The following is a 22,890-nucleotide window of genomic DNA, read 5'->3' as shown; positions in this document are numbered from 1 at the left end:
GCCGATCACCTTTTCTTACGAATGCACCATGGCATCGGATTTCCCGTCTACAACCAGTTCCTGTGGTGGTTCGACGACGTCGTGCAGCGAGAAGACCTGGAAAGACTGCGTGACAACCTGTCCGACGGTCTGCTTGCGCGCAGGGTGGTGGCATCGGCAATTCCGACGGCCCGAGATCGGTGGGTGCCGTCGGCCGCCTCTCATTCACTGGATTTTCATCCAGAATTCATAGACCCGTCGATGGTGCGGCGATGGGCGGACGGCCGGATCGATCCCGATATCGATCCCGAGACCGGATTGGGTTGGCAACTCGCGGCGACGAGACTGAGCGACGGCGGCATGGTGCTGTCGTTGGTCGCCTCGCACATGGTCGCCGACGGTGGCGCCTTGATCGCTGCATTCCGTGCGGCGAACTCCGACTCCGTCGCGTCCCGTGTCGCCTCCGCCTCGGGCGGCCTCGCGACCCTCGCTTCCGACGTCGGTGACGCCGTCGAGCAAATTCGGTCCGCGGGTGGATGGCTGGTGAACGCGGCGGTGCAGGCTCTGCCTCTGTCCGGACGCTCCGAGCCTGCCGGTGCCACCCAGTCGAGGCCGAAACCACACCGGGCAGCTCCCGAGCGAGCGGCTGCGGCGGACTGGACATCCCCGCACGTGGTTGCCGAGGTGGACGCCGATGCATGGCGATCGACTGCGGAACGCTGGGGAGGAACATCCAATTCGCTGTTCGTGGCGGTCCTGACTGCTGCGTCCGGACTTGCCGGCCGTGCTTCGGTGGGAGACACGGTGCAGTGGTCCCTGCCCGTCAGTGATCGCGGCGACGCATCCGACACACGGTCCAACGCCACCAAGATCGTCAAGATCGACGTGCCGATCGCCGACCCGACCGATCTGGACCTCCGCCCGATCCGCGCCGCCAGTAAATCGGCGTTCACGGCTTTCGCCGCTGCTCAGGCCGCCGGTGCCGCTCCGGGCGGCCTGTCCCAGGCACTCGTTCAAATGCTGCCCGACGCGGTGGTCGCACGAGTGCCGCAGCCCCGCGACGGTGCCGAAGGGCTGGCGTCGAACCTCGGTTCTCTTCCCGACGACTTCACGACGGTGGCGGGGATCGCCGCCCGGGCGGTGTCCGGTCGAGCGACGTTCGCCGGAGCCGACGCCGACTTCGCTCGTTCGCTCGACGGCGGTCTGACCGCATGGTCGAGCGAGACCGGCACCAGTGTGACCGTGACCGTCCACGCCATGGACCCCGACCGATGCCCGGACGAGCATGTACTGCGTGAACACCTGACCGAGGCGCTTCGGAGATGGGGACTCTCGGCACGCTTCTGGTGAGTGGGTCAGCGGTCGCGCGCTGCTGCTTCGGTGATGTCGGCGGCAGCGGCCGTCGCCGTTCGAGCAGGCGTCATCGTATCGGCTAGCGCTCGCGCGGCCAGCCGGGCGTCTTCGGTCATGAGGTCGGAAATGCCCTGCTGTAGAACGGATTCGGTCAACGTCGAGAACTTCGTGCTCGACCCGGCTCCTACGCGCCGCAGCGCGGATCCCCAGAACGGTTGGTCGGCGCTGAACCAGCACACCAGGGTCGGCAGCCCGGCTCGTGCCGAGGCTGCAGTCGTCCCTGCGCCGCCGTGATGAACCGCGGCCAGACAGCGCGGAAAGACCGTCGCGTGATCGACCGATTTCACGACGAAGACGTTCGGGTTCGATCGATGGACGGCTGAATCGGACTCCAGCAGATCGCTCCAGCCCGCGCAGACCAGGGCGCGCACGCCCAATCGATCGGTGACGTTGTCGATCATGCGCATCAGTGCAGCCGGTTCGGGCACCGGCATGCTGCCGAAGCCGAAATACACTGGCGCAGTTCCTGCGTCGAGCCATCGGCGCAACGCGGGATCCGTCTCGGTGACTCCGTCGACCAGGCCGATGAAGCCGACGAACGGGCGTAGCGGGCCCCACTGTCGGGCAAGCCCGGGGAACAGCGCCGATTCGTAGGCCTGAATTTCGATACCGCCGTAGTGCGCCGACCTCACGGGCGTCGACTCCGTGGTGGGAGGCAAACCCAGTGATGCCCTCTGCGCGTTGTCGCGCTTCTTCATCGACTTCCAGCGCAGTGCCTCGAGGGCCGCCCACATCGACCGATTGACGACGGCAGGTGGGTTCACGCCCGGTGTGATCGACACTGCATCGTTGCGCCTGAGGGGGCAGTAGTGCAGGGACACAAACGCTGTGCCGTGCGCTTCGGCCACGTTCAGAGCCATCTCCTGACCGAGCGAGCCGGTGACGATTCCGTCGCACCCTGCCGCCATTCGGTTCAGCTCGGACGTCATGTCGTCCCAGCCGTGATGAGCCAGCTCGGACAGCGCAGCAAAGCGGGTCCGCGGGTTTCGAGACTTGATACGCACTCTGACCAGATCGGACTCCAACAGCTGCTGCGTGTCGGGCCCGAACGGTTGAACCTCGATACGTTCGGAGGATGCCGTGGCAGCCGACACGACATCGGTGAGATTGGGTGGGGCTCCGAACAGCACGTCGTGCCCGCGATCTGCGAGTTCGAGCCCGAGAGCGATACCGGGGGTCACGTCGCCTCGGCTTCCGTTGAACGGCATCACGAACTTCACAGGCGCACTCGCAGACGTGTCGGCGTGGGGAAGAGCCCCAACCTATCAGCACCGGCCGAACCGAGCCGATACGAAAACATATGGCGGGAAACACATTTGCGGCCGTTCCACCTACGTGGGCGGGCAGGGATAGTCTCTCGTGGTGGAGAGATTGACGTACGACGACGACCTGTTCCTGCGCATGGAGTGCGTACTCGGAGTGCCCGTGGTCAATCAGATCGTGTGGCGGTTCGACTCGGCCGTCCCGCTCGACGCACTCGAATCCATGTGGCAGTTGCTTGCTACCGGCCCGTTGGATCGCTCCGTACGACGCTCGGCGGTGCCCGGTGCCCGCGATGGCTGGATCACGGCCCGCACGCCCGCCGCCCCGGTCGTCATCGGACACGCGATCGCCCGGGACGGCATCGATCTGTGGATCGAGAACGAGGCAGCGGTGACGCTGGACCCCATCGACGGACCTGCGTGGCGTTTGTCGGCGACCTCGGTCGACGGCGGCGGCACGGTGGTCTCTCTCGTCGGATCGCACGTGGTCGGTGACGGCGGTGCCCTGACCTCTGCGGCGGCGGCAGCTCTCGCCGGTCGGGCGACTCCGAACGACTTCGTTCGCGGCGGGCTCGACCACGTTCCCCCGCGGTCGTCGGTACTGTCCGACATCGCGGACGGCGTCGGACAGATCGGTGCGGCAACGTCCGGGGTGGCGCGAGCTCTCGGACGTACGGCAGTGGACGCGGTACGTTCGCGAACCTCGTCCGACGAGGTAGCAGCGGGCTCCACGGCACCCGGCCCGACGCCGAGCCGTGCCCCGGCCGTCACCGCGGCGCGAGAAGGCAAGTGGGTACCGAGCACGGTGGTCGTCGACTGCGCATCGGGGGACTGGGCCGCGGCCGCAGCGAGCAGGGGCGGGAGCTCGAACAGTCTCCTTGTCGCGGTCGTGCTCGGCATTCTCACCGCGAGTGGACGCGTCGGTCCGCAGGACCGGGTACGGGTGGCCCTTCCTGTCAGCACCCGAACACCCGGCGACAGTCGCGCCAACGCGACGTCCGGGGTGTCCATTCACGTCGACGGGGGACAGGGCTACCGCGACGATCTGACGGCCATCCGCGCATCGAGCAAGCAGGCGTTCACCGACCAGGCCGACAGTACGGTGACATCGGTGTTCGAGCTGCTCAAACCACTGATGCAGGTGTTGCCCGACGTCGTCGTCGCCAAGCTGGCGGCATCGGGCTCGGCACCTCTGTGTCTGTGCTCGAACCTCGGCGATCGCGGCGCGCGACTGCGCACCATCGGAGGCGTCGACGCTGCGGCAGTGGCGATGCGGTCGATCACTCAGAACACCGATGTGGCGTTGCTCCGTCGCACCGCCGGCGGGGTCAGTGCCTGGTGGAACGACTCGGGTGACCGCGCGACGCTGTGCGTCACCGGTCTCGACCCGGACGCGTTCCCCAGCAAGGAGCACCTGCGTGGGCTGGTCGAGGCCGAGTACACGAACTGGGGCCTGACTCCCGAATTCTGGTGACCTCGAGACAAATCACAACATCGGGCGTACGCGGATTTTCGGCGGGATCCCCGGTACGGCTATGCTTTTGCGACTGTTCGAGTGTTCGAGCGCATGTGAGAAAGGGGAGCGATCCATGGCAGTGGTCGTGTTGTTCGGGTCCGAGACCGGTACGGCCGAGGAGGTCGCCGACAAGATCGCGGACGTGCTCGGTGATCACGATGCCGAGGTGCGAGACATGCTCGAGTACGAGGTCTCCGACATCGACACGGACGACTTCCACGTCGTCATCTGCTCCACCTACGGTGACGGAGAGCTCCCCACCGGCGCGGAGCCGTTCTACGAGGCACTCGTCGAGGATGCCCCCGACCTCGCAGGACTGCAGTTCGCAGTCTTCGGTCTGGGAGACAAGGTATACGAGGACACCTTCAACCGCGGCGGCGAGATCATCGCCGAAAAGCTCACCGAGCTCGGTGCGAAGCAGGTCGGCACCCACGCTCGGCACGACAGCTCGTCGAACATCAAGCCCAAGGCAATGGCCGAGGACTGGGCTCGCGAGCTGATCGATCTGTTGCCCTGAGGTAGGTCTCGCCGGTCAGATCCCGATCGGGTCGTCCGGCGAGCCGTCCCAGAGAGCGGCAAGCGACGTACCCACCCGCTCGAGAAGAGTACGAACCAGCGGCAAGCCGATGCCGATCACCGACGAGGGATCACCCTCGATGCTGTCGACGAACCAGCCGCCGAGACCGTCGAGCGTGAATGCTCCCGCGACCTGCAGAGGTTCGCCGGACGCCAGATACGCGTCGAGATCGACTGCAGACGGGGTTGCGAAACGAATCGTCGTCGAGCTGTGCGCTGCAGCCTGCGCCACCACGACTCCGGCGGTCACTCGCAGAACGGCATGACCGGTCAGCAGCGCCCCGATCGACCCGGCCATGGTCCGCCAACGCTCACGGGCCACCTCGACGGTGTGCGGTTTACCGTGCAGCTCACCGGCAATCGACAGCATCGAATCACACCCGACGATCACCAGATCCGCCGAAGAATCCGCGAACGTCTCGGCGACTGCGGCGGCCTTGGCCCGCGCGAGTTCGGTGACCACGGTGGCGGCGGACGCGGACGGCCCCAGTTCGGCCGTCACCGCGTCCTCGTCGACTCCCGACACCCGGACGATCGGCTCCACGCCGGCACTACGAAGAACCCCGAGGCGAGCAGGTGACGCCGACGCCAGAACGAGTCGTACCGAATCGGCCCGGGTCGTCACGGGCGGCACCGTCACCGCGAGTATCGGCCCGACGCGGCGTACGAATACGCCGACTGCGCCGCGAAGCCGCGGTGCATCGACGACGGTGCACCCCACAATTCCCGAGGCCGGGAATCCGCGCTCGATGCCGAATCGTTCTGCGCCGCAGTCAACACCGCCACCAGAGCCGCCACGTCCTCGTCGTCCGGGTTGCCCTTGACGACCCGAATCGCCGCGGACATGCCTGAATCGGCAACGGCCTGACCGTCGTTCACGTCGTCATGATTCGCTTCATCGCTCACTGCGTCATGATTCGTGTCGCTCACTGCGTCATGATTCGTGTCGCTCACTGCGTCATGATTCGCTTCGCTCATAGTGGGATGTTTCCGTGTTTCTTCGGGGGCAGGGTCACTTGTTTGCGTTCGAGCAGTCGCAACGCGGTCACGATCTGTCCGCGGGTGTGACTGGGCGGGATGACCGCATCGAGATACCCGCGTTCGGCAGCGACGTACGGGTTGACCAACGTGTCCTCGTACTGCTGCTGCAACGTCAGCCGCAACGCATCGACGTCCTCACCGTTCTTCGCCGCCTCGAGCAACTGCTTGCGGTAGACGAACCCGACCGCACCCGAGGCCCCCATCACCGCGATCTGCGCCGTCGGCCACGCCAAATTCACATCGGCACCCATGTGCTTGGACCCCATCACGTCGTACGCCCCGCCATAGGCTTTGCGGGTGATGACGGTGATCTTCCCGACCGTCGCCTCCCCGTAGGCATACAACAACTTCGCCCCACGCCGGATGATGCCGTTGTATTCCTGGCCCGTCCCGGGCAGGAACCCCGGCACATCGACCAGGGTGATGATCGGAACGTTGAAACAATCACACGTGCGGACGAACCGGGCTGCCTTCTCCGAGGCATCGATATCCAACGTTCCCGCGAACTGGGTGGGCTGATTGGCCACGATCCCCACCGACCGGCCGTCGATCCGCCCGAACCCGACGATGATGTTGCGGGCCCGCCCCTCCTGCACTTCCAGGAATTCGTCGTCGTCGAGGATCCGGCGGATCACCTCGTGCATGTCGTACGGAGTGTTCGGCGAATCCGGAATCAACGTGTCGAGTTCGAGATCCTCCGCCGTCAACGAATCCTCGATGGATCCGAGAACAGGATCCGACGCGGCCGTCCGCGGGGCATCGGCCCGATTGTTCGACGGCAGATACGACAGGAGGTCGCGGACGTAGTCGAGGGCGTCCTGCTCCCCGGACGCGACGTAGTGCGCGACCCCGGACTTCTCCATGTGGGTGTGCGCGCCACCGAGTTCTTCCATCGTCACGTTCTCCCCGGTGACGGTCTTGATGACATCGGGGCCGGTGACGAACATCTGACTGGTGCCATCGACCATGACCACGAAGTCGGTCAACGCTGGGGAGTAGACGTGTCCGCCGGCGGCGGGGCCCATGATCACCGAGATCTGCGGGATCACCCCGGATGCGCGGACGTTGCGGTGGAAGATCTCCCCGTACAACCCGAGGGAGACCACACCTTCCTGGATGCGGGCCCCGGCGCCTTCGTTGATGCCCACCAACGGTCGTCCGGTCTTGATCGCCAGGTCCATCACCTTGACGATCTTCTCGCCGTAGATCTCCCCCAAACTGCCGCCGAAGACGGTCGCGTCCTGGGAGAACACGCACACATCGCGGCCGTCGACGGTGCCGTAGCCGGTGACGACACCGTCACCGAAGGGGCGATTGTCACCCAACCCGAAATTCTGTGATCGGTGCCGCGCCAACGCATCGAGTTCGACGAACGAGCCCTCGTCGAGCAGGGCCGTGATCCGCTCGCGCGCGGTCAACTTGCCCTTCGCGTGGACCCGCTCCACCGCCGCCTCACCCGACGGCATCTCCGCAGCCCCCAGACGTTTACGAAGATCGGCCAATTTACCCGCAGTGGTATGGATATCGGGTGCATCTGCCGACCCGGGTGCAGTGGAATCCTGGACGCTGGTCATGGGGCAACACTTTAACTGCGAGTGTGATCTGCGCCCCGACCGAGGGTGGTTCACGAGCCGACGTCGGTTCGTGCCGAACCCATATGCTGGTGGTCATGTGGACCAATCTGGATCGCCCACCGCTCGACGTCCGCGCACTCCGTCGAGCCTTGGTGGACGGACCGCAGGCCTCGTGGTCTCGGGTGGACGTGGTGACCGAGACCGGTTCGACCAATGCCGACCTCGTCGCTGCGGCGGCAGATCGGGCGGACCGGACGGCCTTGATCGCCGAACATCAGGGGAGTGGGCGGGGCAGGCATTCGCGTCCGTTCTCCGGTGCTCCGCGATCGCAGATATTGCTGTCGATGCTGCTGAAGTTCCCGGGGATCGACCCGGCGGTGCTGGGTTGGCTGCCGCTGATGACCGGCGTGGCTCTGGTCGATGCGCTGCGTACCGTGGCCGAGGTCGATGCGCGGTTGAAGTGGCCGAACGACGTTCTGATCGGCGGTAGGAAGGTCTCGGGCATTCTGGCCGAAGTAGCCGCCCATGGGCCGAGTCCGACGGTGGTCATCGGCCTGGGAGTGAACGTCTCGATGACCGAGGCCGAGCTCCCGGTGCCCACGGCGACGTCACTCGCGCTCGAACAGGCCGCGGTGCTCGATCGAGACACCCTGGTGCGTGCGATTCTGCGCGGGGTGGCCGCCGAGGTGGATTCGTGGCGGGATGCGCACTGGGATACCGAGGCGCTGGCGCACCGATACAGAGATCGGTGCGGCACCATCGGACAGCGAGTGCGTGTCGACCTGCCCGGCGGCGAGCACGAAGTGGGAACCGCTGTCGATGTGGACGAACACGGCCGGATCGTGATCGAGGTCGAACGTGCAGGCTCCGCATCGCCCTCGGTTCTCGCGGTGGCCGCCGGCGACGTCACTCATCTCCGACCTGTCTCGTGAGACCATCTTCACCCGGGCAGATCCGGCGCGAATAGTCAGGAGTGCACGTGGGTTACCCACAGGATGCGTTGGCCGACGAGGAAGAGCTACTGCTTCACCGTCACCCGCATTGGAAGATGTTGATCCTGCCGTCGATCACGTTCGTGCTCGCCACGGGTCTCGCCGGCGTCGCCCTCGGTGTCGCAGGTGCCCGACTCGAATCCACGGCCGCCGATGTGGCCACGATCGCCGCGCTGGTGGTGTGGGCAGCGATCGTCGGGTGGCGATGCCTGGTTCCGCTCGTGAGCTGGAAGTGCACTCACTTCATCGTCACCGATCGTCGGGTCCTCGTTCGGCAGGGTGTGCTCACGCATTCCGGAATCGACATCCCCATGAGCCGCATCAGCAACGTGCAATTTCGACACGGGCTGCTGGACAGGATGCTCGGTACCGGCACCCTGATCATCGCGTCGGCGTCGGACGACCCACTCGAGTTCGACGACATTCCGCAGGTGCAACGCGTTCATTCGTTGCTCTACCAGCAAGTATTCGACTCCATGGACTTTCGTCGCGAGTCCGTTCACGATCGGGACCGAGCATTCGAGCCGATGGCCGACGATGCACCGGCCGAGTCCAAGCCCGGTTGGCGCGCGGGGAAACGCAGGTAACACAGGCTGTTCTCACATTCGAACCGTAGGGTTGCCGACGTGACCGATGTTCTGCTTGCCGAAGACGACGAAGCTATCGCCGCACCCCTCTCCCGTGCCCTCGGGCGCGAGGGCTACACCGTGACCGTCGAACAAACCGGGCCGGCCACGCTACAGCGTGCTCTCGACGGCAAGTTCGACTTGCTGATCCTGGACCTGGGGCTGCCCGGAATGGACGGCCTCGAAGTGTGCCGTCAGGTCCGCGCCAACCGGTCCGAGGTGGCCGTGTTGATGCTCACCGCGCGCACGGACGAGGTCGACTTCGTCGTCGGCCTCGACGCCGGTGCCGACGACTATGTGGGCAAGCCGTTCCGGCTCGCCGAGCTGATGGCTCGGGTTCGAGCGCTCCTGCGTCGACGCGGTGCCGGCGAGGACGTTCCGATCGAGGTCGGTGCAATTCGCCTCGAACCGGCCGCCCGACGGGTGCTCGTCGGAGGTACCGAGATCTCGCTGGCCAACAAGGAATACGAGTTGCTCAAGGTGCTGCTCGATCACGCCGGCCAGGTGGTCTCGCGGGAGGTCATCTTGCGCGAGGTGTGGGGCGACGCGGAGTTGCGCGGATCCAAGACACTCGACATGCACATGTCCTGGTTGCGCCGCAAGATCGGCGACGAAGGACCGGTGGCGGAGCGTCGCATCGCGACCGTTCGCGGTGTCGGATTCCGCATCAACAGCGACTAGTCGTCGATGCGGCGTCGAATCCTGGTCTCCATCCTCGCTGTCGTCATCATGACGGCCCTGCTGCTCGGGCTGCCACTGATGTACACGGCCTGGCTGTGGGTCGAGGACTTCACTCGAAACGATCTGCAGGCACGCCTCGACCGAATGGCCGCGGAGATCATCTCGCAGGAGGGGTCGGCCGGACTGATCGAGGGTCAACTCGACATCGGTTCGCTGCGTCTGGCGATTCCGCAGGGTGGCCGCCTTGTCGTCATCTATCCGACGCCGGAGGACGCCGCGTCCCGCGCCGACATCGGGCAGGCATCCGTCCCCCGGCCACTAGTCGAATCTTTGTCGATGGGGACCTCGGGATCACTGCGGCTCGAAGTACCGTCCGACGACATGCGTTCACTGCAGCGGCAGGCGCTCGGAGCGGTGACTCTGGTGGTCCTGGCGTCCGCGCTGGCAGGAACCGTGGTGGCCGTGCTGACGGCCAAGCGACTGGCCGATCCGTTGCAGGACGTCGCGCGGCGGGCCGCCCGACTGGCCGAGGGCGACTTTCGGCCGGATCCGCGTCGGCACGGCATTGCCGAGCTGGACCGGGTGTCGGAGGTTCTCGACTCGGCCACCGTCGAGATCGCGGGCAGGCTGCAGCGCGAACACACGTTGGTTGCCGACGTCTCGCATCAACTTCGTAGCCGCCTGACCGCCGTTAGGCTGCGATTGGACGAGATCTCCACCCATCCGGACCCCGCGGTGGTCGACGAGGCGAACGAGGCGATGGATCAGGTCGATCGATTGACCCTGGCCATCGACGAACTCGTCCGCTCCTCCCGCAGCGACGGCGCCGCCGATGCGCACGAGGTATCGGTCATCGAGGAACTGACCGGCACGGTGGTCGAATGGCAGCGAAATTTCGACGATGCAGGTCGGAGTCTGGTGCTCAAGGGCGACGCCGACCTCCAGGCGTCGGTGACCGGCTCGCGTCTGCGCGAGGCCGTGTCGGTACTGGTCGACAACTCTCTGGTGCACGGCGACGGTGCCTGCACGGTTGCAGTGCGCGCCGTGTCCGCCGCCGAGGGGACCGACCGGCGGCGAGAGAAACTGGTCTGTGTCGAGGTGTCCGACGAGGGTCCAGGGGTGAGCAACGAACTGGCACCCCACATCTTCGACCGCGGATTCTCCGGAGCCGGTTCGACCGGAGTCGGTCTCGCGCTGGCCCGGGCCCTGATCGAGGCCGACGGCGGACGGTTGGAACTACAGCGCAGACGGCCGGCACTGTTCTCGGTGTTCCTGCCCGCTCGGCGCGAATCGTCGCCCGCGCTCTCGCGGCGCGAACCACGCTGACCGAATTGGGGGTCAGTCGAGCGCGTTCGATGCGTCGGTCGGATCCCCGTTGCGCTCGGCGTCCACTTCCAGGATGGTGCGCGCGTTGTCCTCGGGAAAAGCGAAGCGACGCAGCGCCCAGAAGCGGAACGCCATCTGGAGCAGGTTGCCGATGATGTAGTTCAGCACGAAGTCGATGACGACCACCATCGTCAGCGACTCGTTGGTGTCGCGGATGTCGAAGATGTTGTTCGCGATCCACAGCGGACCGGCGGCGATGAGCACTCCGATGCCGCTGATGGCGAAGAAGAGAAGCGCTTCGTGGTGGCGTTCGCGCCCGCCGCGGTGCTTGAAGGCCCACTCACGGTTGAGGAAATAGCTGAGCAGGGTGGCGAGCACGCCCGAGATGATCTTCGCGATCACCGGCTTCTGCTCGAGCACCGTCAGGCTCAGCGAGTAGAAGATGACGAGGTCGAACACCATCGTCGTACCGCCCACGATGGCGAACTTGATCAACTCGCTGTGCCGGATCGCAAGGTCCCTGATGGGCTTGGGTAAGCGCTGAAGCACGCTGTCGATCGTCGGCACAACGGTGAAGTCTACGAAACGAACGCCCGATCCGGCGAACCGACGCTCTGTTCATCAGCGTTTCCACAGTCTCGACGACAGTGTTTCCACGGTCTTCGCGACAACGACGACCGCCGTGCGACTGCCGGTTCGGCCCGAACCGGCAGGACATGACACCATGGTGAGCCGTGACAGGTACCGAACCGCGCCCCACCGCTGCGCGCCCGTCGTCGACCGGAATGCCCGTCGTGACGATGATCGGCGGAGGTCAGCTGGCCCGCATGACCCATCAGTCGGCCATCGAACTCGGCCAAACGCTGCGCGTGCTCGCCGCGGGCGCAGACGAGCCGGCTGCTCAGGTGAGCCCCGACGTCGTGTTCGGGCTGCACGACGACCTCGATGCGCTGCGCACGGCCGCGACCGGATCCAACGCCCTGACCTTCGACCACGAGCACGTGCCGACCGAGCACCTCGAGACCCTGGTCGCCGAGGGCGTCAACGTCCAGCCGCCACCGAGCGCGCTGATCTTCGCGCAGGACAAACTGCGCATGCGTCGCAAGCTCGAAGAGCTGGGCGCACCCGGACCGGCGTACGCGGAGGTGTCGTGGGCGCAGGACGCCATTGCGTTCGGTGACGAACACGGGTGGCCGGTTGTCCTCAAGGCGGTCCGCGGCGGCTACGACGGCCGCGGTGTCTGGATGCCCGCCGACGCCGAGGAAGCCGAAGAGATCGTCACTGCCCAGCTCGACCTCGGTGTGCCGCTCATGGTCGAGGAGAAGGTCGCCATGCGCCGCGAGTTGTCGGCGATGGTCGCGCGATCGCCGTTCGGTCAGGGTGCTGCGTGGCCCGTCGTACAGACCGTGCAACGACACGGACAATGCGCGGTGGTTCTGGCCCCGGCTCCCGACCTCGACGAGGACGTCGCCACGTACGCCGGTCGGCTGTCGCTCGATATCGCGGGCGCCCTCGGCGTGGTCGGAGACCTCGCGGTCGAGCTGTTCGAGACCACCTCGGGCAAGCTTCTGGTGAACGAGCTGGCCATGCGGCCGCACAACTCCGGTCACTGGACCATGGACGGCTGCCGCACCTCGCAGTTCGAGCAGCATCTGCGTGCAGTGCTGGACTACCCGCTGGGTGACACCGATCCACTGGCACCGTTGACGGTGATGGCGAACATCCTGGGTGCACCCGAAGCGCCGGAGATGACGATGGACGAACGCCTGCATCACCTGTTCGCCCGCATGCCCGACGCCAAGGTGCACCTGTACGGCAAGACCGAGCGGAAAGACCGAAAGATCGGCCACGTGAACATTCTGGGCGCGAGGTCCGGATCGCTCGGCGACCCGGCCTACGTGGCGGCCGTACGTGAACGAGCCGAACGCGCAGCGCACTGGATGTCGCACGCCGAATGGACCGACGGATGGGACCCGCACCATGACTGACGAATCCGGTACCGCCGTCGTAGGCCTGATCATGGGCAGCGATTCCGACTGGCCGATCATGGAGGCCGCAGCAGAAGCGCTGGCGGAGTTCGGTATTCGTTTCGAGGTCGGCGTCGTCTCCGCGCATCGCACCCCTCAGCGGATGCTCGACTACGCCCGCGAGGCCGCCGGTCGCGGAATCAAAGTGATCATCGCCGGTGCCGGGGGAGCGGCGCACCTGCCGGGCATGGTGGCGTCGGCGACGCCACTGCCGGTCATCGGCGTTCCGGTACCGCTGAAGTATCTCGACGGCATGGACTCGCTGCTCTCGATCGTGCAGATGCCGGCCGGTGTGCCCGTTGCGACGGTCTCCATCGGTGGTGCTCGCAATGCGGGGTTGCTCGCCGTGCGGATCCTGGGAGCGTCCGATCCTGTTCTGCAGCAGCGGATGTCGGCCTTCCAGGCGTCTCTCGAGGCCATGGTTCTGGACAAGGACGCGGCACTGCGAACCACGCTGCTGGGATGAGTGCCGCGGCGTCGCGGCGCGAGCAGATTCGACGAGCCGGCCGCGGCAAGTGGCAGTCGGTGTCGGTGACCCGGCTGGCACTGCGCTACGCGCAGCTGTGGGGCGGAACGGCGCGTTTCGACGACGAGTTCTCGATCTTCGTGTGTTCCGGCCTGCGCGGCGGATTCGGCCGCGGCGGAACCACATTCGGTGGGGCCTACCTGACGGCGAACAACACCGCCCGTCGGGTGCTGCGGCACGAGGCGATTCACGCCGACCAGTGGGCGAGGTTCGGGCTGACCTTTCCGTTCCGCTACCTCGTCGAGGAAGCGCGTCACCGCGGCAGCGCCAATCGGTTCGAGATCGAAGCGGGACTCGCGGACGGCGGCTACCGCCCGACCGGATGAGTCTGCAACTCGGTCGAGCGCAGTCTCAGTCGAGGGTCGTCGTGACCTTTTCGGTGTCGATGCGTCGTTCCTTCTTGCTCTCGTCGGAGTTGGCCACCTGTACCAACGACGCTCCGGCCGCGAGCACCGAGAGCAGTCCGTCGATCAACTCGTCGGCGGTGGTCCAGGATGCACTGGACAACACTCGATCCGCGGCCGAAAGAGAACGGGCCTCGGCGCGTTCTCTTGCTGCGGCGAGGACGTCGTCCACCGAGCGGCCGTCCAATGCCGCGGACCCGGATCCGGTTGCCCTGAATTGGTCACCGTGTACGCGAACCGAGGTGGCGTAGTCGGTCATCCCGAGGGGCAGATCGGGGACTGCCTTGCCGAAGGCATCGAGCGAGAGCGCCAGAACCTCGTCGACGTCGGGCGCGTCGTCGAGGCGGTCGCCGTGCACCAGCGCGAGATCCGCGGAGTCGTCTGCACCGAGCACCACCTCGCCGCCGGTCCACCAGATTCCCAGAAGTACGGCAGCGGTCTGCCAGTGCGCCGGCAACAGCACGCACACGCGCGCGCCCTGATCGAGTGCGAACTCGTCACGGAGCAGGTTGGCAGTCTTGGCCGCCCAGTTCGCCAGTGTCACGGCGGACACCTCGACCCGCTCGCCGGTGGCATCGTCGTAGTACGTGATGCGGGGACCGGCCGGGTCTGCCGCCAGGATCGGCTCGAGCAGGGTTTGAGTCAGGTTCGAAGCCACACCACGACCCTAGTCGACGCCGACCCGCCCCGATTTCCGCGCTGCGTTCGTACTGTCAGTTCACGCACATGGGGCCGGTGGAACCCGCGTCGATCGGTGCCGCAGGTTCCTCGGGGACTGCTGTACCTGCTTCGGGTGCCACGGTTTCGGCTGTCGCGGCCTGACCCGAGCCGGGGCCGGCGTAGTCGTCGGCGAGCACGACCCGGACGGCATCGGCCGGCATGGTGTCGTCGGCGGTGATCTGCAGGCCACCGAGTGCTGCCGACACGGCGCGAGCGGCGTCGCTGTCCACGTCGGCGGTCTGGATGCGGCTCGTGGAGATGGACGAGCCCTCGTAGTTGCCGATGGTGCCACCGACGTACCCCAGCGCCGTCAACGATCCGGCCACACCGTTGGCCAAGCCTTCGATACCGCTGTCGTTCGCGACGTCCACCGTCACCGTCGACGGATCGACGGTCGGGGCATCCGAATTCTCGGCGTTGGTCTCGGCGGAGTTCCCGTCCTCGAGTAGTCCGGCGACGTATTTCTTCACTGCTGCCGGGTCGACCTGCACGATGGATTCGCCGTAGTCGGTCGTCGCATTGATGTCGACCGCGGGAATGGTCTCGAACTTGACCTTGCCACCGGCGAGATCCTGCAGGCGAGTGGCGAACTGCAGGATGTCCCAGTCCGAATCGAGGGTGACCGACCGCTGCACCGCGGTACTGAGCTGACCGAGCTTGCTCGGATTGCTCAGTGTCTTGGCGCTGAGCACACTGCGCACGAGGGAGGCCATGAAGACTTGCTGGCGCACGATTCGGTCCAGGTCACCGCGGGGCAGATCGTGTCGCTGCCGGACGAAACTCAGCGCCTGCGAACCGGACAGGTTCTGCTCACCGGCGGCGAAGTTCGCACCCGACAGCGGCTCCTGCACCGGATTGTTCAGGCATACCGCTACTCCGCCGACGGCGTCGGTCAGCAGAACGAAACCGAGCAGGCCGACCTCTGCGTAGTGATCGACCGTGATGCCGGTCAGGTTGGCGACGGAATCGATCAGCGCTTCGCGTCCGGCCTCGGTGGCCTGCGGTTCGGCGTCGGCATCGGAGACTCCCTGCTCGACCAGTTCGAGCCGTTTGTTCTCCTTGGTCGCTCCGTACGCGGCGTTGATCTTGGACATTCCGATCCCGGGCACCTCGACGTACGAGTCGCGCGGGATGGAGATGGCAGTGGCCGACGAGCCGTCGTTCGGGACGCGGATCAACACGATCGTGTCCGTGTTCGACGCAACTTCCTCACCTGCGTTGAGCGAGGCGAGTTCTTCCGGTGAGAGCGCGTTGCCGTGGGCGTCGGTGCGGCTGTCGGTGCCGACCATCAGGATGTCGACCGCGCCGTCCGCTGCGCCGCCCAGACCGAGGCCACCCGCAGTGGCGATGTTCGACCGCAGACTGTCCACACTGCGCCACGCGAAGCCGGTCACCAACAGGACGAGTACCGACAACACGGCCACCGCAACGTGCGTCGCCGGCCAGCGACCGCCTGCGCCCGGTCGGCGGGGTGCCTCGCCTGAGTCCGGTCGTCGGTCGTCGCCTCGGGGCCCACGCTGCGGTCGTCGTGTACGGCCGGCCGTGGTTCGTCGTGCGTCGCCGGCCGCGCCGCCTCGGCGATGCACGCCCGGTTCGCCGTCTGCGGAGGGACGTACAGGGTGATCCTGGGAGTCGCGCCCGCGGGATGCACGAGGGTCGGTGTCACGGCCGCGTCGCTCGCCGCGCAGGCCGTCGCCGTCGGCTCGCCGCGAGGTGCGCCGGTGTGGTGGGGGCGTGCGCTCACCTCCGTGCGTGCCTGAATCTCGTGGCACCTTCGACCCTTTCCTCGTTTCCGGCAGGCATGGACACCCACCGACAGACGTTCACTCCCCCCGACTCGAAGGTTACTGGCGATCGGCCGCGCTCTCGCCGAACCGACCGCGGCGTGCCACACTTGGCAACCGTGAATGCGATCGTGGTGACCGGTGCACACGGCCAGTTGGGCCGACGGGTGGTCTCGCTCGCCGCCGAGCGTGATTCCGACGTCGAGGTGCACGGCTATTCGTCCGCCGACCTGGACATCACCGACCCCGATGCCGTCGACGCCGTGGTGACTGCGGGTGCGACCGTCGTCAACTGCGCCGCGTACACCGCCGTCGATGCCGCCGAAACCGACGAGTCCAGGGCCATGGCCGTCAATGCCGACGGTCCTCGAAATCTCGCGCGGGCGTGCGGGCGTGTCGGTGCCCGACTGATTCACATTTCCACCGACTATGTGTTCGACGGCACAGCGACCGAGCCGTACGACGTCGACGCGGCGACCGCGCCGAAGTCCGTGTACGGACGCACCAAGTTGGCCGGGGAAACGGCGGTACGTGAGGAACTTCCCGAGGCCGTCATCGTGCGCACCGCATGGGTCTACGACAACACCGGCAAGAACTTCGTCACCACGATGCGAAGACTCGAAGGCGAGCGGGAGACCGTCTCGGTGGTCGACGACCAGATCGGATCGCCCACCTTCGCCCTCGACCTGGCCGCCGGTCTGCTCGAGATCGAAGCCGACGCGACGGTGACCGGCCGGACCCTTCACTTCACCAACGCCGGGCAGGCGAGCTGGTACGACCTCGCCCGGGCAGTGTTCTCGGGAATCGGTGCCGACCCCGACCGGGTGCGACCGTGTTCGAGCGCAGAGTACGTCGTCCCGGCACCTCGGCCCGCATACTCGGTGCTGTCACCGAATGCGTGGTCCGCAGCCGGGCTCGGTGCGCCCCGCCCCTGGTCCGAGGCTCTGACGGCGGCTCTTGCTCGGTCGTGATGCGGGATCGATGCTCGCCTCGGGCTAGTCTTGCCCGCGTGAGTTCCGACCTGGCCGTGGTGACGGTGACCTATTCCCCCGGCGAATACCTCGAGCAATTTCTGACGTCTCTACGCGAGGCCACGACTCGGCCCGTGCGAGTCATCATGGCCGACAACGGGTCGGTCGACGGCACTCCGGAAGCTGCCGAGGCGGCGTTCGCGGAAGCAGAATTGCTGCGTACCGGCGCCAACATCGGCTACGGCGCTGCCGTCAATCGGGCGATCGCCGCGGTCGACCCCGAGGTCGAATTCGTCGTGGTCGCTAATCCGGATGTCAGGTGGCACCCCGGGTCCCTGGACGGATTGCTCGACGCCGCGGCGCGATGGCCGCGCGCAGGTTCGCTGGGCCCACTCATTCGTGAGCCGGACGGGTCGCGATACCCGTCCGCGCGATCGGTGCCCGATCTGACGTCCGGGGCCGGCCACGCAATTCTGGGCAAGCTCTGGCCGACCAATCCGTGGACTCGGCGATACCGCCAGGAGAACGAGACGGTGTCCGAGCGGCCGGTGGGATGGCTGTCGGGATCATGCCTGTTGCTTCGCCGCGCGGCGTTCGACTCCATCGACGGGTTCGATTCGCGCTACTTCATGTACATGGAGGACGTGGACCTCGGCGACCGGCTCGGTAGGGCGGGTTGGCAGAACGTCTACGTACCCGAGGTCGAGGTCACGCACTCGAAAGGCCATGCGGCAGGACGGCATCCGGAAGTGATGCTGCCCGCACACCACACCAGCGCCTACCGATTCCAGGCCGACAGACACGACCGGGTGTGGCAGGCTCCACTACGATGGGCGCTGCGCGCGGGTCTCGGTCTTCGGTCGAAGGTCGTTGTGACTTCGACGCTTCGGGCCCGAGCTCGTGAAGAACGACCGTCGGACGAGAGAACAGAGGCTGGACATGTCGGATAGTTCCCCATCGGTCGCCGCACGGACGGATGCAGTGATCTTGGTCGGCGGCAAGGGAACTCGACTGCGCCCGTTGACTCTGTCGGCACCGAAGCCGATGCTCCCGACTGCAGGACTCCCGTTTCTCACCCACCTGCTGGCCAGGATCAAGGCTGCGGGCATCGAACACGTGGTTCTCGGAACGTCGTTCAAAGCCGAAGTGTTCGAGCAACATTTCGGCGACGGGTCGGCGTTGGGCATCGAACTCGAGTACGTGTTCGAGACCGAGCCCATGGGCACCGGCGGCGGAATCAGAAACGTGTTGCCGCGACTGCGGGCGGACAACGTCATGGTGTTCAACGGTGACGTGTTGGGTGGTACCGATCTGACGGCAGTGCTCGATACGCACCGCACGACCGACGCGGACGTGACGCTGCATCTCGTTCGGGTCGGCGATCCCCGAGCGTTCGGCTGTGTCCCGACCGACGAGAACGGCCGAGTCACCGCGTTTCTGGAGAAGACCCAGGATCCGCCGACCGACCAGATCAATGCCGGTTGCTACGTGTTCAAGCGTGAGATCATCGAGTCCATCGCAGCCGACCGGCCGGTGTCGGTGGAGCGAGAGGTGTTCCCTGCCTTGCTCGCCGAGAACAAGAAGGTCTACGGGCACGTCGACAGTGCGTACTGGCGCGACATGGGTACGCCGGAGGATTTCGTCAAGGGATCGGCCGACCTCGTTCGTGGGATTGCGCCGTCGCCCGCACTGCACGGAGATCGCGGTGAGTCCCTGGTTCACCCCGGAGCGGGTGTCGCGCCGGGCGCACTGCTGATCGGTGGAACCGTCGTCGGACGTGGTGCCGAGATCGGCGCAGGCGCTCGTCTCGACGGCGCGGTGGTGTTCGACGGTGCGATCGTCGAAGCAGGGGCCGTGGTCGAACGGTCCATCCTGGGCTTCGGAGCCCGCATCGGACCGCGCGCACTCGTGCGTGACGCCGTCATCGGTGACGGTGCCGATATCGGAGCTCGGTGCGAGTTGCTGCGTGGGGCACGGGTATGGCCCGGAGTGAAGCTGCCCGACGGGGGAGTGCGCTTCTCCACCGACGTCTGATCGTCGTCCCGAGGAGTTGAGCGGGGCCGACCCGGGCGGATCAGCGATACGCCGCGAGCGCGACGAGATGGTCGATGGTCTCGCGCTCGGCCGAGTCGGGTAGTTCGTCCACCGGCCACCAGCGCAGGTCCGTCGATTCCTCGCTGCGCACGGCGCGCGCGCCGTCCGGGGCGCGCACCAGGAACCGCAGGTCCAGGTGCCGGGTCGGCTTACCCAGTGAGCACGTGATCGGGTGAGTGTGCGCCGAGAGCAACTCGGGATCGATCGACAGATCGGTAATTCCGGATTCTTCGGTCGCCTCGCGCAGCGCTGCGGCGACGACCGTCTCGTCCTCGGGTTCGCAGTGACCGCCCAGCTGAATCCACCGGCCCACCCTAGGATGCAGGGTCAACAGAACGTGTCGTCCTGACGCGTCGAGTACCAGCGACGACGCCGTGATGTGGCCGGCCTCGTTGGCGCGAAGACACGCGTCGGGATTGCTGTGCAGAAAGGCGATCACGGTATGCCGAAGGGATTCGTCCCTGGAGTCGGTCGGTGCCCACCGATCGAGTGTCTCGGCCGCGGACTGCCACAGTGAGGAAGCGGACATCGTCGGTCAGAGCTCCACCAGCGAAGAACCGGGCGCGGCCGGATCTCGTACCGTCAGCGGCTCGCTGGGGTGTCCGATTGCGATGGCCCCCAATGCTTTCCAGTCCGCACGCAAGCCGAGCTCGGCGCGGACGGTATCGGCGGCGAAGATCGTCGAACCGATCCAGCAGCTACCGAGATCGCGAACGGCCAGGGCGACGAGCAAACCCTGAACGGCGGCACCGACCGCCACGGTGAACATGGTGTCCTCCGCTGCGCGACGCCTCTCGTCGGGATAGGTGTGCGCCCCGTCCGGCACACAGAACGGAATCACGATTTCCGGCGCATCGAACAGAATGTCACCGCGGCTCAGCCTCGCGGCGATGCGGTCCTCGGTCAGCCCGTCTCCGGCCAGATCGGCTCGCCACTGCTCGCGCATGGTCTCGAGCAGTCGTCGACGCACCGCGGGCGTTCTGATCCAGACGAATCTGACGGGGTGGGTGTGATGCGGGGCGGGGGCGGTGAGGGCGTCCGCGACGGCGTCACGAATCGAATCCGGGTCGACTGCGTCGGGGGAGAACGATCGAACCGACCGCCGGCGGAGCAGGGCCTCGCGTCGACCACGTTCGAGTGCCTCGGCGGTTCCCAGCCAGAACAGGTCGTCTTCACCGCCGCGCAGCAGGGTGGCGGCGGTGGAGCCGTCGTCGACCGGTGACAGGCCGCGGACGACGGCTATCGGAACGCCGCCCAGCTTGCCCTTCACGAGATCGCCTGCGGCAGCAAGCTCGTCGGCGATGGCGACTTCGGTGACGATCAGTTCGTTGCCCTGGCCGTCTTCTGCCCCGGCGTATCGATGGACGACCGCCAGGCCGGCAGACCCGATCGCGGCATCGGTCTGACCGATGCGCCAGGCCCGGCCCATCGTGTCGGTGATCACGACAGCCACGGTGACTCCGGCCGACTCGTGCAGTGCTCGCCGAAGAGCCGCCGCGCTGGCGTCGGGATTCTCCGGGAGCAGCGCCAGTTCGCTGCCGTCGACGTTGGACCCGTCGATTCCCGACGCGGCTTGCACGATGCCGAGGCGGTTCTCGGTGATGAGTGTCCGGCCTTTTCGGGCGACGACGCGAACGGCCTCCTGATCGACGAGGACCCGTCGGGCTGCGTCCCGCTCCTCGGGGTCCTGCGGTGCGGGCACCAGACGTCCCTCGACCTTGGAGACGATCTTGCTGGTGACCACGAGGACGTCTCCGTCGCGCAGCCAGGGCGCTCGGTCGACGATCGCTGCGGCGAGATCGTCGCCCGGACGAAACTCGGGAAGTCCCGTGACCGGCAGGATTTCGATCGATCCGCCCGGTGCGTGGTCACCGGGAGCCTCCGGCTTCGACGCCACCTCGCGTGGGGCGGTCACAGTTCGAGTCCGGCTGCGCGCAGGGCGGTGCGGGCCATCACCGCTGTGGTCTCCGGGTCGGTCATCAGCAACGGAATCGACTGCACGTCGACTCCGTCGACCACCGCCGAGTCGGTGCTGTGCACCAGCCAGGCGTCGAGAATGCCGGTGCCGCTTCGGCTTCCGTAGAGGCGGCCGACGGCCTCGGCCGTCGTCTCGACGCCGATGACCGAGAGGCACTCGTCTGCCATGCCGCGCAACGGTTTACCGTCCACCACCGGGGACAGGCCGACGACCTTGGCGGCGGTGGTGCGCAGTGCGCCGCGGATGCCGGGTACGGCAAGAATTGCGCCGACACTGACCACCGGGTTGGACGGGGCCAGGATCACCGCGTCGGCCTCGGCGATCGCTTCGGCGACTCCCGGTGCAGCAGTGGCCTGTTCGGCACCGATATGAGCGAAACTGTGCGTGGGAATCTGCGCGCGGTAGCGAACCCACCACTCCTGGAAGTGGATTGCACGTTGCTGCTCGCCGCTGGGGTCGTCGGGGTCGGTGACCACGACGTGTGTTTCCGAGCGGTCGTCGGTGACCGGCAGCAATCGGACCCCGGGCTGCCATCGGTTGCACAGCGCCTCGGTCACGGCCGACAGCGGAAATCCGGTGCGCAGCATGCGACTGCGGATCAAGTGCGTGGCGATGTCCCTGTCGCCGAGGCCGAACCAGTCGGGATCTGCTCCGTAGGCGGCCAACTCGTCGCGGGCGTTCCATGTCTCCGCGACCCGGCCCCAGCCTCGCTCGGTGTCGATTCCGTTTCCGAGGGTGTACATGCACGTGTCGAGATCCGGGCAGATGCGAAGGCCGTGCATCCAGACGTCGTCGCCGACGTTGACCACCGCCGTGATCTCGTTCTCGGGTTCGTCGCCGAGAAGGGAGTCGCCGAACAGGGATTTGAGCCCCTGGAGGAACCGTGCGCCACCGACGCCACCGACCAGAACAGTAACTTTCACAACATGCGAGCCTAGTGCGGTTGCCGCCCGCCCGGGTGAGCGCCCACCCGGACCGTCCGCGGGGCCGGGATCCGAGCCCGAGAACCGCCGCGACACGCACGGGACGCGCTCCGATTCGGGGAGACAGCCGATTTCGGGCATGGGATGGTATTGGATTTGTGCGATCGGCTTGACCGCGACACACCTGTACGTGTCTAATCACAGGTATGTCATTCAGCGTTCGCGGCACGAGTTCGACTGCAGCGAACCTGGTTTCGAACACTCGTTCCCTTCCTGTTCGTCCCTGAGTGGACGTGGAGTAGAGGTCGAGAGTTGGACGGGTGGAGAGTCGGCTCGGACGTACCAGCTCGATCGAATACCGGCGCGGGGCAAGGTATTCGAGATTACGAGGACCGAAAGTATCTGCGCTACCACAGGTGAGGAGGCGGAAGCGATGTATGACCAGCACGTGACACGTGATCAGCGGGGCGGACCCAC

At 66.5% G+C, this 22,890-nt stretch carries 24 protein-coding genes; 14 read left to right on the top strand and 10 right to left on the bottom strand.

From position 1 onward, the window contains the following. The first annotated feature begins 21 nt into the window (after window positions 1-21). A complete protein-coding gene (locus J2X62_RS22605; RefSeq protein WP_032390040.1) occupies window positions 22-1,329 on the top strand; it encodes a hypothetical protein in 1,308 nt (435 codons plus the stop codon). Between the two features lie 5 nt (window positions 1,330-1,334). Here J2X62_RS22605 and J2X62_RS22600 read toward each other — a convergent pair whose 3' ends face one another. Next, window positions 1,335-2,600, bottom strand: coding sequence for a glycosyltransferase (locus tag J2X62_RS22600; RefSeq protein WP_310183506.1), 1,266 nt, complete (start codon window positions 2,598-2,600; stop codon window positions 1,335-1,337). 154 nt (window positions 2,601-2,754) lie between these two features. Between J2X62_RS22600 and J2X62_RS22595 the strand changes: the two genes are divergently transcribed. Together J2X62_RS22595 and J2X62_RS22590 are read left to right on the top strand one after the other, a co-directional pair. After that, a complete protein-coding gene (locus tag J2X62_RS22595; protein WP_310183477.1) occupies window positions 2,755-4,128 on the top strand; it encodes a hypothetical protein in 1,374 nt (457 codons plus the stop codon). A 115-nt stretch (window positions 4,129-4,243) separates the two neighbouring features. Continuing rightward, window positions 4,244-4,687, top strand: coding sequence for a flavodoxin domain-containing protein (locus J2X62_RS22590; protein ID WP_027496480.1), 444 nt, complete (start codon window positions 4,244-4,246; stop codon window positions 4,685-4,687). Window positions 4,688-4,702: 15 nt separating this feature from the next. On the opposite strand, the gene J2X62_RS22585 is transcribed toward J2X62_RS22590, so the two are convergent. From J2X62_RS22585 to J2X62_RS22575, 3 genes are all read right to left on the bottom strand, one after another. Beyond that, window positions 4,703-5,371: a Maf family nucleotide pyrophosphatase gene (locus tag J2X62_RS22585; protein WP_310183472.1), complete on the bottom strand. Its 669-nt coding sequence runs from the start codon at window positions 5,369-5,371 to the stop codon at window positions 4,703-4,705. Between the two features lie 11 nt (window positions 5,372-5,382). Continuing rightward, window positions 5,383-5,652, bottom strand: coding sequence for an acyl-CoA carboxylase epsilon subunit (locus J2X62_RS22580; RefSeq protein ID WP_310183468.1), 270 nt, complete (start codon window positions 5,650-5,652; stop codon window positions 5,383-5,385). Window positions 5,653-5,720: 68 nt separating this feature from the next. Then, window positions 5,721-7,361, bottom strand: coding sequence for an acyl-CoA carboxylase subunit beta (locus J2X62_RS22575; RefSeq protein WP_032366284.1), 1,641 nt, complete (start codon window positions 7,359-7,361; stop codon window positions 5,721-5,723). 95 nt (window positions 7,362-7,456) lie between these two features. Here J2X62_RS22575 and J2X62_RS22570 point away from each other — a divergent pair, with 95 nt between their 5' ends. The 4 genes from J2X62_RS22570 to J2X62_RS22555 are packed head-to-tail and all read left to right on the top strand — an operon-like array spanning window position 7,457 to window position 10,986. After that, window positions 7,457-8,293, top strand: a complete 837-nt coding sequence (locus J2X62_RS22570; protein ID WP_032372888.1) for a biotin--[acetyl-CoA-carboxylase] ligase — start codon at window positions 7,457-7,459, stop codon at window positions 8,291-8,293. Window positions 8,294-8,340: 47 nt separating this feature from the next. After that, window positions 8,341-8,940 (top strand): PH domain-containing protein, encoded by a 600-nt coding sequence (locus J2X62_RS22565; RefSeq protein ID WP_027496483.1) that lies wholly within the window; start codon window positions 8,341-8,343, stop codon window positions 8,938-8,940. A 39-nt stretch (window positions 8,941-8,979) separates the two neighbouring features. Then, on the top strand, window positions 8,980-9,660 hold the full coding sequence (locus tag J2X62_RS22560; RefSeq protein ID WP_027496484.1) for a response regulator transcription factor: 681 nt from the start codon (window positions 8,980-8,982) through the stop codon (window positions 9,658-9,660). Window positions 9,661-9,666: 6 nt separating this feature from the next. Then, on the top strand, window positions 9,667-10,986 hold the full coding sequence (locus tag J2X62_RS22555; RefSeq protein WP_027496485.1) for a HAMP domain-containing sensor histidine kinase: 1,320 nt from the start codon (window positions 9,667-9,669) through the stop codon (window positions 10,984-10,986). A 12-nt stretch (window positions 10,987-10,998) separates the two neighbouring features. On the opposite strand, the gene J2X62_RS22550 is transcribed toward J2X62_RS22555, so the two are convergent. Continuing rightward, entirely contained in the window at window positions 10,999-11,553 is a 555-nt protein-coding gene (locus tag J2X62_RS22550) for a GtrA family protein (RefSeq protein WP_032366285.1), read from the bottom strand. A 167-nt stretch (window positions 11,554-11,720) separates the two neighbouring features. On the opposite strand from J2X62_RS22550, the gene J2X62_RS22545 reads away from it, so the two are divergent. Genes J2X62_RS22545 through J2X62_RS22535 form a run of 3 tightly spaced genes read left to right on the top strand, consistent with a single transcriptional unit; the run spans window position 11,721 to window position 13,865 of the window. Continuing rightward, the gene (locus tag J2X62_RS22545) at window positions 11,721-12,974 is read left to right on the top strand and encodes a 5-(carboxyamino)imidazole ribonucleotide synthase (RefSeq protein ID WP_310183463.1); all 1,254 of its coding nucleotides are present in this window, start codon (window positions 11,721-11,723) and stop codon (window positions 12,972-12,974) included. Further along, window positions 12,967-13,479: a 5-(carboxyamino)imidazole ribonucleotide mutase gene (purE, locus tag J2X62_RS22540; protein WP_032391583.1), complete on the top strand. Its 513-nt coding sequence runs from the start codon at window positions 12,967-12,969 to the stop codon at window positions 13,477-13,479. The genes J2X62_RS22545 and purE overlap by 8 nt, the downstream gene beginning before the upstream one ends. Beyond that, a complete protein-coding gene (locus J2X62_RS22535; protein WP_032372702.1) occupies window positions 13,476-13,865 on the top strand; it encodes a hypothetical protein in 390 nt (129 codons plus the stop codon). The genes purE and J2X62_RS22535 overlap by 4 nt, the downstream gene beginning before the upstream one ends. Before the next feature lie 25 nt (window positions 13,866-13,890). On the opposite strand, the gene J2X62_RS22530 is transcribed toward J2X62_RS22535, so the two are convergent. Both J2X62_RS22530 and J2X62_RS22525 read right to left on the bottom strand, forming a co-directional pair. Beyond that, window positions 13,891-14,601 carry a TIGR03089 family protein gene (locus tag J2X62_RS22530; RefSeq protein ID WP_032391582.1) on the bottom strand — a complete coding sequence of 237 codons (711 nt, stop codon included), beginning with the start codon at window positions 14,599-14,601 and terminating at the stop codon, window positions 13,891-13,893. Window positions 14,602-14,656: 55 nt separating this feature from the next. Beyond that, window positions 14,657-16,087, bottom strand: a complete 1,431-nt coding sequence (locus tag J2X62_RS22525) for an LCP family protein (protein ID WP_027496490.1) — start codon at window positions 16,085-16,087, stop codon at window positions 14,657-14,659. Window positions 16,088-16,282: 195 nt separating this feature from the next. Between J2X62_RS22525 and J2X62_RS22520 the strand changes: the two genes are divergently transcribed. From J2X62_RS22520 to J2X62_RS22505, 4 genes are all read left to right on the top strand, one after another. After that, entirely contained in the window at window positions 16,283-16,423 is a 141-nt protein-coding gene (locus J2X62_RS22520; protein ID WP_155288785.1) for a hypothetical protein, read from the top strand. Window positions 16,424-16,566: 143 nt separating this feature from the next. Next, window positions 16,567-17,418 carry a dTDP-4-dehydrorhamnose reductase gene (gene rfbD / locus J2X62_RS22515; RefSeq protein ID WP_032370704.1) on the top strand — a complete coding sequence of 284 codons (852 nt, stop codon included), beginning with the start codon at window positions 16,567-16,569 and terminating at the stop codon, window positions 17,416-17,418. A 38-nt stretch (window positions 17,419-17,456) separates the two neighbouring features. Further along, on the top strand, window positions 17,457-18,368 hold the full coding sequence (locus tag J2X62_RS22510) for a glycosyltransferase family 2 protein (RefSeq protein WP_032391580.1): 912 nt from the start codon (window positions 17,457-17,459) through the stop codon (window positions 18,366-18,368). Further along, window positions 18,358-19,452 carry a sugar phosphate nucleotidyltransferase gene (locus tag J2X62_RS22505; protein WP_027496494.1) on the top strand — a complete coding sequence of 365 codons (1,095 nt, stop codon included), beginning with the start codon at window positions 18,358-18,360 and terminating at the stop codon, window positions 19,450-19,452. Before J2X62_RS22510 ends, J2X62_RS22505 begins: the two co-directional genes overlap by 11 nt. 40 nt (window positions 19,453-19,492) lie before the next feature. Here the strand turns inward: J2X62_RS22505 and J2X62_RS22500 are convergent, their stop codons facing one another. Genes J2X62_RS22500 through cofD form a run of 3 tightly spaced genes read right to left on the bottom strand, consistent with a single transcriptional unit; the run spans window position 19,493 to window position 22,413 of the window. Beyond that, a complete protein-coding gene (locus J2X62_RS22500) occupies window positions 19,493-20,041 on the bottom strand; it encodes an NUDIX hydrolase (protein ID WP_032370706.1) in 549 nt (182 codons plus the stop codon). A gap of 6 nt (window positions 20,042-20,047) precedes the next feature. Next, a complete protein-coding gene (locus J2X62_RS22495; protein ID WP_052053340.1) occupies window positions 20,048-21,427 on the bottom strand; it encodes a coenzyme F420-0:L-glutamate ligase in 1,380 nt (459 codons plus the stop codon). Continuing rightward, on the bottom strand, window positions 21,424-22,413 hold the full coding sequence (cofD, locus tag J2X62_RS22490) for a 2-phospho-L-lactate transferase (protein ID WP_032366289.1): 990 nt from the start codon (window positions 22,411-22,413) through the stop codon (window positions 21,424-21,426). Before cofD ends, J2X62_RS22495 begins: the two co-directional genes overlap by 4 nt. Window positions 22,414-22,890 lie beyond the last annotated feature (477 nt).

Origin of the sequence: Rhodococcus sp. 3258 (assembly GCF_031456475.1) — a bacterium.
Taxonomy (GTDB): domain Bacteria; phylum Actinomycetota; class Actinomycetes; order Mycobacteriales; family Mycobacteriaceae; genus Rhodococcoides; species Rhodococcoides fascians.
The sequence above is the reverse complement of the archived record's forward strand: the minus strand, read 5'-3'. Positions and strand labels throughout refer to the sequence as shown.

Coding starts and splice junctions, on each gene's coding strand:
- J2X62_RS22605 (WP_032390040.1), top strand. CDS start 22: ATGCACCATGGCATCGGATTTCCCGTCTACAACCAGTTCCTGTGGTGG.
- J2X62_RS22600 (WP_310183506.1), bottom strand. CDS start 2,600: ATGCCGTTCAACGGAAGCCGAGGCGACGTGACCCCCGGTATCGCTCTC.
- J2X62_RS22590 (WP_027496480.1), top strand. CDS start 4,244: ATGGCAGTGGTCGTGTTGTTCGGGTCCGAGACCGGTACGGCCGAGGAG.
- J2X62_RS22575 (WP_032366284.1), bottom strand. CDS start 7,361: ATGACCAGCGTCCAGGATTCCACTGCACCCGGGTCGGCAGATGCACCC.
- J2X62_RS22570 (WP_032372888.1), top strand. CDS start 7,457: ATGTGGACCAATCTGGATCGCCCACCGCTCGACGTCCGCGCACTCCGT.
- J2X62_RS22555 (WP_027496485.1), top strand. CDS start 9,667: ATGCGGCGTCGAATCCTGGTCTCCATCCTCGCTGTCGTCATCATGACG.
- purE (WP_032391583.1), top strand. CDS start 12,967: ATGACTGACGAATCCGGTACCGCCGTCGTAGGCCTGATCATGGGCAGC.
- J2X62_RS22535 (WP_032372702.1), top strand. CDS start 13,476: ATGAGTGCCGCGGCGTCGCGGCGCGAGCAGATTCGACGAGCCGGCCGC.
- J2X62_RS22505 (WP_027496494.1), top strand. CDS start 18,358: ATGTCGGATAGTTCCCCATCGGTCGCCGCACGGACGGATGCAGTGATC.
- J2X62_RS22500 (WP_032370706.1), bottom strand. CDS start 20,041: ATGTCCGCTTCCTCACTGTGGCAGTCCGCGGCCGAGACACTCGATCGG.